Source organism: Dyadobacter sp. CY261, assembly GCF_021440085.1.
Lineage (GTDB): Bacteria > Bacteroidota > Bacteroidia > Cytophagales > Spirosomataceae > Dyadobacter.
Map to the genome: position 1 here is coordinate 547219 of NZ_JAKCPW010000002.1, position 15691 is coordinate 562909.

Annotated in this window: 12 protein-coding genes; 4 read left to right on the top strand and 8 right to left on the bottom strand. The window is 49.1% G+C overall.

Annotated elements, in window-relative coordinates:
- Window positions 1-83: 83 nt before the first annotated feature.
- The 8 genes from LZD49_RS09480 to LZD49_RS09515 form a co-directional block, all read right to left on the bottom strand.
- Entirely contained in the window at window positions 84-1337 is a 1254-nt protein-coding gene (locus tag LZD49_RS09480; protein ID WP_234667100.1) for an amidohydrolase/deacetylase family metallohydrolase, read from the bottom strand.
- 54 nt (window positions 1338-1391) lie between these two features.
- Window positions 1392-2615 (bottom strand): aminotransferase class V-fold PLP-dependent enzyme, encoded by a 1224-nt coding sequence (locus LZD49_RS09485; protein WP_234667101.1) that lies wholly within the window; start codon window positions 2613-2615, stop codon window positions 1392-1394.
- A gap of 246 nt (window positions 2616-2861) precedes the next feature.
- Window positions 2862-4439: a SusD/RagB family nutrient-binding outer membrane lipoprotein gene (locus tag LZD49_RS09490; protein ID WP_234667102.1), complete on the bottom strand. Its 1578-nt coding sequence runs from the start codon at window positions 4437-4439 to the stop codon at window positions 2862-2864.
- 28 nt (window positions 4440-4467) lie between these two features.
- Window positions 4468-7845 (bottom strand): SusC/RagA family TonB-linked outer membrane protein, encoded by a 3378-nt coding sequence (locus LZD49_RS09495; RefSeq protein WP_234667103.1) that lies wholly within the window; start codon window positions 7843-7845, stop codon window positions 4468-4470.
- 152 nt (window positions 7846-7997) lie between these two features.
- The gene (locus LZD49_RS09500; RefSeq protein WP_234667104.1) at window positions 7998-9032 is read right to left on the bottom strand and encodes a FecR family protein; all 1035 of its coding nucleotides are present in this window, start codon (window positions 9030-9032) and stop codon (window positions 7998-8000) included.
- A gap of 69 nt (window positions 9033-9101) precedes the next feature.
- Entirely contained in the window at window positions 9102-9644 is a 543-nt protein-coding gene (locus LZD49_RS09505; RefSeq protein WP_234667105.1) for an RNA polymerase sigma factor, read from the bottom strand.
- Window positions 9645-9943: 299 nt separating this feature from the next.
- Complete coding sequence (locus LZD49_RS09510; RefSeq protein WP_234667106.1) at window positions 9944-11047, bottom strand: lactonase family protein; 1104 nt, start codon at window positions 11045-11047, stop codon at window positions 9944-9946.
- Between the two features lie 37 nt (window positions 11048-11084).
- Window positions 11085-11822, bottom strand: a complete 738-nt coding sequence (locus LZD49_RS09515) for a carbohydrate-binding family 9-like protein (protein WP_234667107.1) — start codon at window positions 11820-11822, stop codon at window positions 11085-11087.
- Between the two features lie 286 nt (window positions 11823-12108).
- On the opposite strand from LZD49_RS09515, the gene LZD49_RS09520 reads away from it, so the two are divergent.
- The 4 genes from LZD49_RS09520 to LZD49_RS09535 all read left to right on the top strand — a co-directional run bounded on the left by LZD49_RS09520 (window position 12109) and on the right by LZD49_RS09535 (window position 15690).
- Window positions 12109-12396 (top strand): hypothetical protein, encoded by a 288-nt coding sequence (locus LZD49_RS09520; protein ID WP_234667108.1) that lies wholly within the window; start codon window positions 12109-12111, stop codon window positions 12394-12396.
- 131 nt (window positions 12397-12527) lie between these two features.
- Window positions 12528-14063: an MFS transporter gene (locus LZD49_RS09525; RefSeq protein ID WP_234667109.1), complete on the top strand. Its 1536-nt coding sequence runs from the start codon at window positions 12528-12530 to the stop codon at window positions 14061-14063.
- A 43-nt stretch (window positions 14064-14106) separates the two neighbouring features.
- On the top strand, window positions 14107-14358 hold the full coding sequence (locus tag LZD49_RS09530) for a DUF6814 family protein (RefSeq protein WP_234667110.1): 252 nt from the start codon (window positions 14107-14109) through the stop codon (window positions 14356-14358).
- A 150-nt stretch (window positions 14359-14508) separates the two neighbouring features.
- The gene (locus LZD49_RS09535) at window positions 14509-15690 is read left to right on the top strand and encodes an acetyl-CoA C-acyltransferase (protein ID WP_234667111.1); all 1182 of its coding nucleotides are present in this window, start codon (window positions 14509-14511) and stop codon (window positions 15688-15690) included.
- The last annotated feature ends 1 nt before the right edge of the window (window position 15691 follow it).

Sequence of the window (15691 nt, forward strand, 5' to 3'; positions counted from 1 at the left end):
AGGGGTTCAGGTGTTTAGGGATTCATGGTCGGCGGCCGGCGGTCGGTTTGACCGCCGCCGACTGACCGCTGACAGCCGATGCATTATTTCGTCAAATATATCGGTGTCGTAATGCCATTCAAATCATAGACAATTTTTCCGCCCATGACGGTCAATTCGCATTCGAGTTTTTCTTTGCCTTCTACTTTGTAGCCGGTTTTGTCATAAAACCCAAAGTTACCTTTGCGCATTGAGAACACGGCTACGTCGGCAATGGCACCTTCAGAAATATGGCCGAGCTGCTCGCGGTGGATCACTTTGGCGGGTTCCCAGGTGCTTGCTTTGATAATGGCCGGCAAGTCCATCCCGATATTATAAAACTTCGACATAATGCTCAGCATGTCTTTCATCGAGCCATTCATACTGCCGGTATGCAGGTCGGTACTAATGGTATTAGGGTAAAACCCCGCTTTCATCGCCGGAATTGCCTGCGAGTAATTGAAGCTCGCACCACCGTAACCTACATCAAATATGATGCCTTTCTTGCGTGCTTCAATGGCGAAGGGCTTTACTTTTTGCGTGGCTTCATCCACAATGGTTTCTCTTACATTGCCTTCCAGCAATGTGTAGGCGTGTGTATAAATGTCGCCCGGGCGTAGATGTTTCATAAACAGCTCTTCGAGCGGAAGAGGAGGTGTACTGCCACCAAAATCGATCATAACCGGCATATTGGCCAGTTGTCCGGCTTTTACTGCATTGTCAACGGGTTTCCAGTCCTTGCCCATGAAATGCGCTACTTTGAAACCCACCACATCGTTACGGTTTTTAATGGCCACACCAGCAGCCAGGGTCGGGTCCATATCTGCCGTATCCTGCTCCCAATTGCCGCCGCGCATGCCCTGGCCTACAATGTTCAGCAGCGATAGCACGCGGGTTTTGGAATTGAAAATCACATTTTTTTTAAATTCTGAAAACGAATCCCAGCCGGCACCGCCCGCGTCGACGACCGTAGTCACGCCAACGCGGAAGGTGAAGCCGTCGGGTGGTAACGCCACCAAACCATTACTGAGATAATGGTTTGGCTCGGTACCAAAAAACACGTGTCCATGGATATCGATCAATCCGGGTGTGACATACATCCCTTTGGCATCCACCACCTGGCGGGCCTCCTTGGGATCGATATCCCGGGCAACTTTTTTGATCTTCCCTTCGAAAATACCGACATCCATCACCTGATTGATATTGTTCTTCGGGTCGATCACCGTGCCGCCTTTGATCAGTATGCTGTACGTCTGTGCATGAGAAGCCACGCCGAACAGACACGCCAGAAAAATGATAAGGATAGACCTGTGCTGCATTTTACTTTTTGAAAAGGTTTGGGTTTAGGAAGAGTTAAATGGTACTGTACATATTTAAACAACTGCTTTAGACAGTTCTTCTTTCAATCTGGACGCTACGATTTTCTCCTCGCCCGCTTTGAGCATCCAGGTAGTAATGGTCAGCGAATTATTTTCGGCTGGCATTATCTCAATCGACGGGTTGCCTCTGCGAAGATTTTCCTGCAATGTCTTCACAGGCAGGCTGATCTTCGCTGCATCCCACGATATTTTCAGGGTGGGTGTGTGGTTACCGAGCTCAGGAACAGTTACTTCTGTCATTACACCCTTCACGCTTTTCGCAGCATTCTCGATCGTTGCCACGCGGTCTTCCCACACTTTCCACTCTTTTTTATGATCCATTTTGACAAAGTTGTCAAGCGCGACATACATGCCGAGGATCTCTTCTTTATTCACTTTCATACCGCGACCGATGGTCGATCCGCGTGGTGGCATGCTCAGGCGGGCAGCATCGATATACTGCTTTTTGCCCATAAGTATACCCGCGCTTTGCGGCCCACGCATTGCTTTCCCGCCAGACACGCACACAAGGTCGAAGCCCAGGTCGTTGAAACGCCACAAGTTTTCGACCGGCGGCACGTCGGCAGCCATATCTATCATGGTCGGAATGCCATTCTTTTTGGCGATTTCGATCCATTGTTCATGCATGATCTGCCCTTTGTCCGACTGGATATGAAGGAACCACATCAATGCTGTTTTTTCATTAATGGCCTTTTGCAGTTGCTCTACCGTTTCAACCACTATGATCTTGCAACCTGTGTTGGTCAATGCATGCGAATAACCGATGTTGTGACCTTTCTGAATGATCACCTCTGATTTCATACCCGTGCCTTCCAAATGCGGAAGGGCCTCGACTTTCTTCGTGTCCATTCCCGTGAGCACGCCCGCGAGGCCAAGGGTCAATGCCGAGAAGCAGCCCGCCGTCACGACAGCCGATTCCGCGTGCGTAATGGCGGCGATTTTCTCGCCTACTTTGGTTTGGACTTCATCGAGCATCATGAATTCCTTGGCAGCGCCTTGGATCGTTGCCACCACGTCGTCCTGCATGAGCGAGCCGGTCATCATTGTATAGGTTCCTGCGGCATTGATGAACGTACGGATACCCAGTTCTTTAGCAAGGTTGCGCACTGGTGCTTTGGCCAACAGTCCTGCTGCTTCGGCAGTGCTGCTTTGTCCTATCAATCCGCCCAGGAGGGGAAATGTGGACAGATGCTTGATTAAATCTCTTCGGTTTATCATAATGGTTAAGGACTGGATAGATTGGATTAAGGCTTTACAAAACGGTTTTGACAGTATGCAGAGGAAGGATGCTCTTTATATGCGTCGATACTCTGTTTAGTAAGATTATTTTTTTAATAATTAGAAATTTGAAAAATAAAGTTTGGTCAATGCTAGTTTTGATGCCTTTTTATTCCGAGTGATCGATTTTTAAAAGTGCCTTCCGGAATAATTCACCGGAAGGCACTTTTTCGTCTATCAGAATTATCAGTTCTTATCCCACCAAAGCGGTGTAGCGGCATTGTCGGGTCCGCCCAGAAGGGTCACCGCTGCTTCTACGGCCGCGCCGTTGTTTTGTTTCTCCTGCAGCAGGAATGGAATCCTTCTTACTACCGCTGTCGTAGGAACGTCGGTATTCACCGAGTTCACCACCGGATAGAGCTTCGGAAGCCGGGTACGACGGAATTCTGCCCAAGCCTCGATGCCGTCGGGATACAATGCAAGCCATTTCTGTGTTGCAATCTGCTCTCTCTGAACAGCCTCGGTAGCCCCCCATCTGACAGGGATGCTGGAAAGGGCAGGTGATTGCTGCTGGTCGCCGGGTGCAGCGGGTGTTTTTGTACTGTTGATATACGTAGTAACAGCCGCTCCGGTAATGCCCCAGCCTTCCATGGATGCCTGGATACCTTTTTCGTAGAACGATTGCGCAGTGCCACTACCTACATTCCAGCCATTCACCGCGGCTTCGGCCAGCAGGAAGTAGGCTTCGGCAGTATGCATTATGTCTTGCTGAACGGCCAACTGACGGTCCCAGGCCGATCCGCCGCCTGTGTTGCGAATCCAGCGCTCGCCGATGTTGGAGTTATTGTCGTTGCTATTGGCAGCTACGGCAAGTTCTGTCGGGCCCAGGCCATTTCGGATACCTTCATAAGACTTTGTATTGAATGCCGGCTGGAAGAATATGCCAATACGGGGATCTTCATAACCTTTTAGCACCGACTCCATGGCTGCGCTCATCCGGAACTCGCCCCAGCCCGAGATCGTCGCGAGACCATTGTTATCACCGCCAAGCAAGCTTTTGACCATGTAAGCATTATCCGCCACGTCAGTCAGCAATCCGCCGGCAATCGCGGCCTCTGCTTCCGTTTTTGCTTTGGCAGGATTAACCTTCGAAATGCGGAGTGCCAGGCGCAGGCGCAATGTGTTGGCAAACTTGATCCATTTATTTACATCACCGGCATAAATGATGTCGTAGTTACCGTAGGGCTTCTCCGTAGTTTTAGATTTCAATGCGTCGGTTGCTTCGGCGAGACGTTTGAAAAAATCATTGTAAATCTCTTCCTGCGAATCATATTTAACCGTTGTGCCGGGATTACCTGCTGCCGAGTAAGGGATCGGGCCGTAATAGTCGGTTACCCGATGGAATGAATACACCCACCAGATGTTCGCCAGTGCATATTGCGACGTGCCGGGAGCCACGCGCTCGAACAACGTTTTGAGCTGAGGTACCACCTGCACGTAAACGGGGTTCCAGTGGTTGTCGATCCAAGTCGGGTGCATAAAGAAGCGGTCCGACTGGAAGTTCGGCGTGGTGGTTGCGAAATATTGAGCGTATAAATCTGCGAAAAGGTTTTGGGCCGTCTGGTAAGTACCGGCTGCGTATGACGCCTGCTGTTGTGCGCGCGAGAATATGTAGGGCAACTCGGCATCAGAAATGTCCGTCAATGCCGTACGGCTGGTGTTCAGTTCGTCGAAATCACCGGTGCAGCTTGCTAATGCCAGTGCCGAGCCGGTAAGGACACCAAATGTGGTTGCTTTGATATATTTATTGAATGATAATTTCATGTTCCAGTATTTTTGATTGTCTGTTTAATTAGAATCCAACTTTCAAATTCAAACCAACAGTACGTGTTGAAGGGAGGGCTCCGTATTCCGATCCCTGGTAGTTGCCTGCGCCCAGGTTTACGTCCGGATCGAATGGAAGTTTACGTTTGCCTAGACCCGGAATATCCATTTTGGCATAACCGCGGTAGATAAAGAACAGGTTGCGGGCGGTAAGCGAAAGGCGCAGCGACTTGAAGAACATGCCGGGAGGGGTTGGGATGTTGTAGCCCAAAGTGGCCTCTCTCAAACGGAAGTTCGTGGTGGAGTACGTAAAGAACTCGCCCCAGGTATAGCGACCTTGTGAAACCGTTTGCCAAAATGTCTGCGCATCAGTCGCCACCGTGTTCTGTTCGCCTTTTTCGGTTACCGCCGGCAATACCCAGCCACCCTGACGGTGCTCTTCGGTATAATCTGCCGTACCATCGTAAGCAAGGTTACCATCGGTTCCGGAAGTCATCACTCCACCTACGCGGCCATCTACCAGAAAGCTCAGGACAAAGTTTTTGTATGAGAACGAGTTGTTCAGACCCACTGTGAATTTAGGGTTGAAGTTGCCTATGATATTGTCAAACGCGGTAGCCACCGGAAGTCCTTTCGCATTCACGACATAGCTTCCGTTTGCATCTTTTTTCCAGCCGAATGCCTGCAAATCCCCATATGACCCGCCTTCACGGACGATTGCGGTGGTAGTACGGGTATTTCCGCCAAGGGTCGCGGTCTTCACGCTCGGGTGAAGCTCGATGATCTTGTTCACGTTTCGCGCGAAGTTCAGGGTTGCGTCCCAGGTGAGTGCTTTTCCTTTCAATGGAGATGCGGTCAGCGAGATTTCGAAACCTTTGTTGTTGATTTTCCCTGCATTGATAAACTGATTCTGGAAGCCGGTTGGGGTTGCTTGGGGCAACGTTAGTAACTGGTTTACAGTGTTGGTATTGTAGTAAGTGAAGTCTAATCCCAGTTTTCCGGAGAACAAACGCAGGTCGAGACCGAATTCGGTTGAGGAAGAAATCTCCGGTTTCAGGTTCTCGGCAGGACGGGTCGTGTTACGCGAAATATAACCGCCTCCACGACCACCTTGCGTAAAGGTGTAGGTTTGCAGCAAACGGTAAGGATCAGCATCGTTACCTACCTGTGCCCACGATCCGCGTAGTTTCGCAAAGCTGATCACTTCCGGCAGTTTGAATGCTTCCGAGAGGATCACGTTACCACCGAACGAGTAATAAGCGTAAGAATAGGGTTTAGGTAACGTCGAAGACCAGTCGTTACGAACCGAACCGTCGATGGTGATAAAGTCGCGGAATGACAATGATGCCGTTCCGAACACATATTGCAGCTCTTTTTGGCTGAATGCGGTCAATTGGGTCAATGCAGCAGCAAACGACAAGTCGAAAAAGTTTGGAACTGTGAGGCCAGTCGTTGTTCCACCCACTTGCGAGTATTTCTGGTAAGTCTGGCCGGCACCGAAGTTGTAGGTCAGATGGAAATCTTTACCAAAGTTGTTGTTACCCGAAACGATTACGTCCATGTTACGCTCGGTTGTTTCCGCGGTCCAGTCGGCATACGAACCGCCTGAGCCAGCGAAAAGGAGCGTGTTGTTATAGAAACCACGGTTAACGCGGTCAGCATACCAGTCGTAGCTGATCCGGCCCTGAATGTTCAACCAGTCGGTGAGGTCGTATTTTACAGAACCCAATGAAATTACTCGATTACGTTTTTCGGATTCGAACGTGCGGTTGATCGTCCAGTAAGGGTTCATATAAATACCCGAACTGGCCCAGTAAGTAGGCTTGCCAGCTGCGTCTTCGAAAGTTTTGTATTGGTTTAAATCCACGCTGCGCGGGATTTTATACAAGTTCATGGTTACAGAGCTCTCTTCACCGGAACGTGGTTTGTTCTGGATGTCGGAGTTGATATAGGTGATTTTGGCATCGGCAGAAAGACGCTTTGTGATCTGCGTGTTCAGGCGCAGGTTAAAAGTATGGCGCATCAGCTTGTTGTTGGGCAGGATACCCTGGTTGTAGTTATTGGTATACGACAGATAAGTCTGGATTTTTTCAGAACCTGCCGAAACACCGATGGAGTTGTTGGTTGAAATCGCATCGCGGTAGAAATCCTTGACGTTGTTTGGAAAGGTTTTGGTAGCGGGTCCCCAGCTCTGGCTCGAATTGGTACTTTCCACGCCGCCGCTTCCTTGTCCGTAGGTATTTTGAAGTTGTGGAAGCAAAAATGGTGTTTCCACAACAACACCAGAATTGATGTCGGCGGTTACTTTACCTGCTTTCCCTTTTTTCGTTGTGATCATGATTACCCCGTTGGCCGCGCGGCTACCGTACAATGCCGAGGCCGCCGCACCTTTCAGAATGTTCATCGATTCGATGTCGTCCGGGTTGATGTTGGCCGCGCCATCGCTGCCGTTAATACCACCAAAATCGCTGGTCACCTGGCCTCGGGCCGTGTTGTCGATGGGGACACCGTCCACCACAAACAATGCATTGTTGTTACCCGCAATAGATCGGTTACCTCGAAGTACCACGCGTGTTGCCGAACCAGGACCGGATGACCCTTGTGTGATCACCGCGCCAGCCACTTTACCGGAAAGGGTATTTACAAAGTTGGCATCGCGCACGTCTGTCAGCTTTTTACCGTCGATCTGCTGTGTCGCATAGGTCAGCGTTTTAGCATTACGCTCGATACCTAATGCGGTTACCACCACTTCACCGAGTTGCTTTACGTCTTCCAGAAGCGTAACATCAATCGTAGTTTTACCACCAACAGTGATCTCCTGCGACACATAGCCGATAGACGAAAACACCAATACAGTGTTTTCGTCCGAAACGTTGATTGAATAGGTTCCGTCGGCACCAGTGGTGGTGCCCTGATTGGTGCCTTTTATAAGGATGTTTGTTCCCGGAATGCCTGCTCCCGCATGATCTTTCACAGTTCCGTTGATTTCTTTGGCAAGGTTAACCGCCGCCGCAGGCTGCGTAACCCGTCCGGTTGTTTTTTCCAACCTGGTGCTGATCACAATGTTGTTCTCTACCTGCGTGTAATCCAGGCCCGTACCACTCAGGATCGTTTCCAGTACTTCTTTCACCGGTTTTTTCTCAGCGTGGATCGATACCTTTCTTTTCTTGTCGATACGCTCGATGCTGGTGATAAACTTGAAATCGCTTCTTTTTTCGATGGCCAGGAACGCATTCTGTAGTGTCACATCTTTCAGGTCAAGCGAGATTTTCACTTCTTCGATACCCTGGACGGACCGGGCGGCAAAGAGCGGTTGGACGAACATCAAACATGCCAGGATCACCGCCAGGCCTCGCCTGGGCGCCGTCTGTGTTTTCAGTCGGGTGTCGGGTAATTTTTTTCGCATACTGTTTTGAGTAGATTGAGGTTAAATGGATTTGAGGGATTCAATTATTATCAAAACTTCATAATAATTCATAGTCAAAACACCTTGGTGCGGCGCGGCTACCGGTTCAAGGATTGGTTCGGAATGTATGTGAAAAGGATGGAAATGAATGCCTAGTGGCACGTTCCTCCGGTGATGGTAACGATGTCTTTACCGATCACATAACCGAAAGAATTGGACATACTCAATAGTTTTAACACATCATTCAATGATGCAGTGGAATTGAAACTGGCCATTACCCGGCATTTGCCAATGCTGCTTTTAAACACAATCCTTTTTCCGAAGCGTTCCTGCAATGCTTTCATTACTTCGTCATAAGTATTGTCCCTGAAAACAAGCTGGCCAAAATGCCAGGGTGCAATGTTGACGACGCTAACGATATTAATATACGTTTCGTCCTTTTCTGTGTTAATCACCAGTTCCTGCTGAGGAGTCAGTTGCGTTATCCGGACCGGTTCGCCTTCCTCGATCTCCTTGCTCACCTCCACTTTTCCGGTCGCAACCGACACCGACGCAGTCTCGTCCCCATTATAGGCTTTAACATCGAACGACGTTCCCAAAACCCTCGTCGACAGTTTGTCGCTTCTCACAATAAACGGCTTGTCCGGATTGGGTACAACCTCAAAAAAAGCCTCTCCTTGCAAGAAAACCTGTCTTTCATCCCCGCTGAACACTTTGGGAAACTCGATTTTACTGTTTTTGTTGAGCCAAACCTGCGTCCCGTCGGACAGTTCAATGCTCACTACTTCTTTGGCGCCGCTGGTCCTGGTTTCCATCGCTACGTGGGTCTCGTTGCCGCCCTCATGCTGTTTGTTCACCAGAAAATAGCCGAGTCCGGTTGCCAGCAAAATGCTTGCTGCGGCCAGCCAAGAGCCTATTTTAATGTAACGCGGCCGCTCCGGAGTTTCTTCTTCGGCGGCGTCTTCCTGCTCAGCAATCTTTGCATGCAGTCTCGACAGCCCGCTTTCCATATTGAATGCCGCATCGTTCTCCGCTTCTTTTTCCTGCTTCCACGCTGCCTCTATCTGTCGGAACAAGAGCAGGTTGTCATATTCTTCAAGCCACCATTCCATAGCCAGTTTTTCTTCCGGGCTGCATTCGCCAGCTAAATACTTGGCGATAAGGGGCCATGGTGTGTGATCGGACATCAAATTCGGAGCTTTCTAACGTTAGGACAAATTAAAAATGGGCATACCCCCATCCTTTCAGAATATTTTTTAAATCTGGTAAGTTTTTTGCAGAACTTTCAATTGCTTAATGGCTTTACCCATTTGATTTTCTACTGTTTTGGCGGAAAGGGAGAGGATGTCGGCGATTTCGTTGTACGTAAAACCTTCGAAGCGGTTTAGTTGAAATATCGCTTTTCTTTTTTGGGGGAGATAATTGATAAGGTCTGCAATGCGGTTTTCGAGCTCGTGATACATCAGTTCGTCGTCCGGGCCGGGCGTTTCTTCGATAATGTCGTCACTGAGCTCTTCCATGATGTGTTTCTCCTGCTTCATATAATTGATACAGGTGTGCCGGGTGGCCGTGAAAAGGTAGGAGCGGACATTTTTTTCGACCGTAATGCTCTCGCGTTTTTCCCAAATCCTGAAAAATACGTCGGCTACGATTTCCTCGGCCAGGTCCTTGCGGTTATTGAGGTAGGTGGCAAAGCGGCATAATGCGTGATAGTATTTCCGGAAAAGGCAATCGAGCGCCCGGTTATCTCCTTGCTTGATCAGGGAAATAAGAAGCAAATCATCCTGGCCATTCATCATAAACTGTGGCTAATTTGGGTATCAGGTAATTCCAAAACTTTATTCAATGATCTCGTCGAGCACCCGGAGTGATAGGCCCATATTACATATTTGGAATGTGTACAAGTTGATTTTTGTGCCGTACATCAAAATAGTAATATTTTATTTGGTCTATTTTAAATATTATAGAAGAATAGCTTTAAGATTTCTAAAATTAAAAAAGTTGATGGAAATAAGCGCCAATCGCTGAAAATATTCTTTCATATTGTGTTTTCGGCACTTGGCACCCATTTCCATCAGTGACAATGTCGGGGTAGTAATCAATTCAGGAAGAGTTGCTTGACGCACACAGGTGTAGGTGCGCTGATCTCTTTCCCGGTATAAGTCAATTGGCCGGTAGCAGCATCGCGTTTGAAGAATACCGCATTGTCGTTGTCGCGGTTGGTCACAATCGCGAATTCGCCTTTGGCGTCGATCAGGAAGTTACGCGGGTGCTTACCGTGCGTATCGGCATGGCCGGCCACGGTAAGTTTACCGGTTTTGGCATCTACGGCGTAAATGGCCAGGCTTTCGTGGCCACGGTTGGAGGCATACAGGAACTTGCCGTCCGGTGAAAAGTGTATGTCAGCCGCGAAGCTTTTGCCGGTGAAATCGGCCGGAAGCATGGTGACGCGCTCAAATGGCACCAATGCGCCGCTTCCCTTCACAATTTTGAACGAGTTCACCACGGAAGCCAGTTCGCAAGCCGAATAACCGAAATTGCCATTCGGATGGATCGCGAAATGGCGCGGGCCATCGCCAGCTTTTACTTCGGCATAAGGAACCGAGCCAGGTGTAAGTTTACCTGTTTGAGGATCAACAGAATATACCATGATCTTATCGATGCCCAGGTCGGAGGCGTAAATGTATTTGCCGTCGGCAGAAGGGATGATCGAGTGCATATGAGGCTTCTGATCCGGACGGCCTTTGTCCTGAATGGTATCCGCCAACGCGCCGATACTACCGTCCTGATTCAGTTTATACACCGCCAGGTCACCGCTTCCATAATTCGACACATAAATAAAACGACCTTTTGGATCAACGCTGACGTGGCAGGGGCCGCGGCCTTGCGAAGGCTGGTTGTTCAACGCCGTAAGCTTTCCGTTGGTCTGGTCGATTGCAAATGCCGATACCGTGCTGTTGCCCTCATTCGCTGCGTAGAGATATTTTTTGTTGGGATGAAATTCGAGGAAAGACGGGCTCGTTTTGCTCGTCAATACCTGCAATTCTTTGAAAGAATAGTCGCTGCGGTCGAATTCATAGACGTAAATGCCCTCGCCCTTCTGCGTATAGGTGCCCAGGTACAGTATTTCCTTTTTGGGTTTTTGTGCAAAAGCGGTCATAGCCGACAATAAAAGGATGAATGAAAGAATGGTCCGTTTCATGATGCTGGAAAAGATTGAGATAAATTGTAATACGTTGTTATTCAAACACTAACGTGCCGAATTTATTGAATTCGTGGAAGCTTCCGCCGGTTTTTTGCCACGAGTAGTAGGTCGGCTCGGAGTCGTAATCGATGCGGTAGAAGTTGCCACGCCACTTTTCGCCCGGCTTGGGTGCCGCATTGGCAATGGGGTTCATCAATGCGAATGGAATGAAGAATTCAGCCTTCCATCCTTCGACAGACGCCATGCTTTTCTTTTGTCCGCCTTGTGCGCTGGTTTCGTGCTGTACACGGTTGCGCTCCGTATAATTCCATGGCTTCCAGCCTTGTGCACGGCCTTTGATATTCGGGACGAGAATGGCCAGCTCGTAGTTCAGCGGCGAAACTTCGTATTCGAGGTAAATGGGCAGAGCAGTGTCGGGCCAGAGAAATACTTCTACCACATCTTCCTTGAACAATGCGCCAAAATCTTCGAGGATCGTCGATGTCAATTTTTGGTCGGTGCATTCGAAAAGGAAATACATGCCCTTGTCGGAGTAAAGAATTTTGACGCGGGTCGGGAACTGCTTGCCAGGCGTGGGTTGGTTCGGGCCTTTCTGTACAGTGATGTTGAACCATTGTGCGGCCGACCAGTTGGATGCGGTGCCTTCGCCATTTACCTTAAAGTCGGTCGTTTTTTTGACGGTCAGGGAGGAGTCGGGAATCGGGTTGGCAGCGCGGCCCCGATTCATGAAACCGCATACAAGCAGTCCCACGAGCAAAACTTTTTTTAACATTATCAAAAAGGGTTAGGATTGGAAAACTGGTTCAGGTGTTGCCGAGTGTGTTCATTTGCAATCAGATGTGCGGGCAGCCGCGGGGCTTTACGGGCATTCAGGCGCATTGGGTGCCGATTCTTTTCTCTCTGGCAATTTCAAGAGGTTTTTACATTTTACCAAATCATTATTTTTGTAGTGTCAATTATTGATGAAATCTTTCGGCAGGAAAGAAGATACGGTAGCGAAATATTTTAATAATTTAGGTCGTACGTTTGCAATTGAAACCATTTAACAAAATAATGTCATGATACGCGAAAGTGGAGAACTGGCCTTTACTGACATCAGTGAGGCGATTTTAGAACCAGCTGTTTTCCCTGACTACCTAGGGAGCACGAAGAACACCCGTCCGGTAGCGCAAGATCCGTCCGGAGATGATGACGACGAAGAGGAAGTAGATGACGACCTCGTTGAAGACGAAAAAGTACTCGATGAGTTCGATGCAGATATAGACGATCGCGAAATAGTAATCGAAGATGGAGATGAGTTGCTTAGGAGGCTCGAAACTTTCGACGATGACGACGACGATTTTTGATAATTCTTTAAGGATTAAGAGCCGCCTCTGGAACATTTCCGGGGGCTTTTTTATGTCAACGCTATGAGTAATGACGGGAGGCTTGTGACTTATTCACCTAAATTGTTCAATTCCTCACCTTTCCTAAACCCATGCGTTCCACCGAATCCAATGTTACACAAAGCATTACGCAGGTAATCGCGGCTTCTTCCTTAGGTACATTAATCGAATGGTATGATTTCTACATTTTTGGGAGCTTGGCTGTCATTATCGGTCAGCAGCTCTTCCCGAGTGACGCTGGCGCCTCGGCATTAATCAACACGCTGGCGATTTTCGCCGCAGGATTCATCGTGCGGCCGTTTGGGGCGCTTGTGTTTGGTCGCCTGGGTGACTTGATCGGTCGGAAATACACATTTTTGCTCACATTAGTGCTGATGGGAGGTTCCACATTCCTGATCGGCCTCATACCTTCTTATTCGAGCATTGGATATGCAGCGCCTATTCTGGTACTGATCCTGCGACTGGTGCAAGGGCTAGCACTCGGAGGCGAGTACGGAGGGGCGGCCACGTATGTAGCTGAGCATGCGCCTGTGGGCAAGCGTGGCTTTTTCACAAGCTGGATCCAGACAACCGCTACCTTGGGCCTATTTCTTTCATTAGGTGTGATTGTATTAACCAAAAACCTGCTCGGTGCAAAAAGCTTCGCCGACTGGGGCTGGCGTATCCCGTTCCTGGTTTCGATCCTGCTGGTCGTAGTGTCGATTTACATCCGGATGAAAATGCACGAGTCGCCGGTTTTTTCCAAACTGAAAGCTGAAGGGAAAGTCTCCACTAACCCCTTAAAAGAAAGTTTTCAAAAGAGGGCGAATTTTAAAATGGTCCTTCTGGCATTATTTGGAGCGACAATGGGCCAGGGCGTGGTGTGGTATACCGGGCAGTTCTACGCGCAGTCTTTTCTGGAAAACACCTGTAAGCTCGACTTCAACGAATCGAGATATATATTACTCTGGGCGATTGTCTTCGCGACACCGTTCTTTGTGATCTTCGGTTCGTGGAGTGATAAAGTGGGCCGAAAATGGATCATGCTGGCGGGCATGCTGCTGGGTGTGATTTGCTACCGGCCGATTTACCAGTATTTTCTCGATGCCACGAATGTAAAGGAAATGCAGAAAACAATGCTGCTCAGCGAGTCGGAGCCGGTTATTGAGCGCGGCCTCGTCGCAGGTAAAGCGGACTCGCTTATCACAATCACCGTTTCCAAAGTGCTTACCAACGGCATGACATTCAAAGAATCGAGGGTCGAAATCATTCCGGAAGACGTTCTGGCCGAAGTGCCTGCAGTCGAAACGGTGATTAAAGACGTGACACTTTCGAATGGATCGTATATCATGATCATCGCACTCGTATTTTTCCAGGTGCTGCTTGTCACCATGGTCTATGGCCCTATCGCGGCATTTCTCGTTGAGCTCTTTCCCACACAGATCCGCTACACCTCAATGTCGTTGCCTTATCACATTGGAAATGGGGTTTTCGGCGGGTTGGTGCCTTTCATCGCAACGCTGATCGCTTCATTCCAGGGGTCGACGCCACTTTCGGGGCTTTGGTACCCGATCGGCATTGCTGCCCTGTCATTCGTAATCGGAGCCGTGTATATCGATAACCGGCGCGACGAGCATGTGATGGATTGAGTATTTGAAAACAGCATTTGACATTTTAATAACCAATATAAAAATGAGTGGTTTAAAGAAAATATTAGGTCTTCTCTGGATCGTACTGGGTCCGGTTATCATTGTGTTCCTCTTCTTCCAGGCAGCCGACAAAATCGCCGCCGCATCCGAAGGCATCGCCCGCACGAACACAACCCTGCAATGGGCGATCATTATCCTGATTTTCATTCCAATCTGCACCGGGCTCGTGATTTTCGGCTACTACGCCTGGAAGGGCGAGTATGATCATTTGCCGGAGAGTTCGCGGGAATTGTGAATGAGTGAATGAGTGAATGAGTGAATTTTCAATGAATGACTGACTGAATCACCGAATAGTTTGTTTGTTATTGTTAATATTGAGCTTGAATGGACAGTTTATCTATAAAAACATTCACTCATTCGCTCATTCGAAATTCACTCATTCATCATGCAAACCGACATCTTCATTCTCTCCGCCTCCCGTACCCCCATCGGTAGTTTTGGCGGTAGCCTTTCTTCTGTTTCAGCTCCTAAATTGGGCGCTGCAGCTATTCAGGGGGCGATTTCAAAATCGGGCGTCGATCCGGCATTAGTGGATGAGGTGCTGATGGGCAATGTGGTTTCGGCCAATGTGGGCCAGGCTCCGGCACGGCAGGCTGCCATTTATGCGGGGTTACCGGCTTCGGTGATTGCTACCACCGTGAACAAGGTTTGTGCTTCCGGAATGAAGGCAACGGCCCTGGGCGCGCAGGCCATCCAGTTGGGGGATGCTGGAATCGTGGTGGCTGGCGGGATGGAAAATATGTCACAAATCCCTTATTATTTGCCCAAAGCACGCAATGGCTATGGTTACGGTCACGGCGAAATTATTGATGGTTTGTTGAAAGATGGCCTCACGGACGTTTACGATCAGATAGGAATGGGCGTTTGCGGCGACCGCACAGCTTCGAAATACAACATTTCGCGGGAAGCGCAGGACGAATATGCGATCCGCTCCTACCAGCGATCGGCCGACGCAACTGCTAATGGTTATTTCGTAAATGAGCTTGTGCCAGTGGAGGTTACATCCGGCAAAGGCGATGTTTCGTTGGTAACCGAGGACGAGGAGTATAAGCGGGTCAAATTTGAAAAAATACCATTTTTAAAACCTGTCTTCTCAAAAGACGGTACCGTTACCGCGGCTAATGCGTCGACGATCAACGACGGTGGGGCGGCATTAGTGTTGGCGGGAAGTGACGCCGTTAATGCAAATAACCTGAAACCCATTGCACGCATTGTGGCCTATGCAGACGCCGAGCAAGAACCTGCCTGGTTTACGACCACGCCAGTTCTTGCGACGGAAAAGGTTTTGAAAAAGGCAGGTTTGAAAATCGCCGATATCGATTATTTCGAAGTCAATGAGGCATTTGCCGTTGTGGCATTGGCCTACATTCAGGCCTTTAGCCTTGATGTCGACAAAGTAAATGTCTTTGGTGGCGCGGTGTCGCTCGGACATCCGCTCGGTGCTTCCGGTGCGCGCATTATCACCACCTTGCTTTCGGTTTTAGAGAAAAATAACGGCAAATACGGCCTTGCAGCGATCTGTAACGGCGGAGGTGGTGCTTCCGCAATGATTGTGGAACGGTTGTGAG

Excerpts from the sequence above, each read along its gene's own strand:
- LZD49_RS09515 (WP_234667107.1), bottom strand. The coding sequence starts at position 11,822 with ATGTTAAAAAAAGTTTTGCTCGTGGGACTGCTTGTATGCGGTTTCATG.
- LZD49_RS09520 (WP_234667108.1), top strand. The coding sequence starts at position 12,109 with ATGATACGCGAAAGTGGAGAACTGGCCTTTACTGACATCAGTGAGGCG.
- LZD49_RS09535 (WP_234667111.1), top strand. The coding sequence starts at position 14,509 with ATGCAAACCGACATCTTCATTCTCTCCGCCTCCCGTACCCCCATCGGT.
- LZD49_RS09505 (WP_234667105.1), bottom strand. The coding sequence starts at position 9,644 with ATGATGAATGGCCAGGATGATTTGCTTCTTATTTCCCTGATCAAGCAA.
- LZD49_RS09510 (WP_234667106.1), bottom strand. The coding sequence starts at position 11,047 with ATGAAACGGACCATTCTTTCATTCATCCTTTTATTGTCGGCTATGACC.
- LZD49_RS09480 (WP_234667100.1), bottom strand. The coding sequence starts at position 1,337 with ATGCAGCACAGGTCTATCCTTATCATTTTTCTGGCGTGTCTGTTCGGC.
- LZD49_RS09500 (WP_234667104.1), bottom strand. The coding sequence starts at position 9,032 with ATGTCCGATCACACACCATGGCCCCTTATCGCCAAGTATTTAGCTGGC.
- LZD49_RS09490 (WP_234667102.1), bottom strand. The coding sequence starts at position 4,439 with ATGAAATTATCATTCAATAAATATATCAAAGCAACCACATTTGGTGTC.
- LZD49_RS09530 (WP_234667110.1), top strand. The coding sequence starts at position 14,107 with ATGAGTGGTTTAAAGAAAATATTAGGTCTTCTCTGGATCGTACTGGGT.
- LZD49_RS09485 (WP_234667101.1), bottom strand. The coding sequence starts at position 2,615 with ATGATAAACCGAAGAGATTTAATCAAGCATCTGTCCACATTTCCCCTC.
- LZD49_RS09525 (WP_234667109.1), top strand. The coding sequence starts at position 12,528 with ATGCGTTCCACCGAATCCAATGTTACACAAAGCATTACGCAGGTAATC.
- LZD49_RS09495 (WP_234667103.1), bottom strand. The coding sequence starts at position 7,845 with ATGCGAAAAAAATTACCCGACACCCGACTGAAAACACAGACGGCGCCC.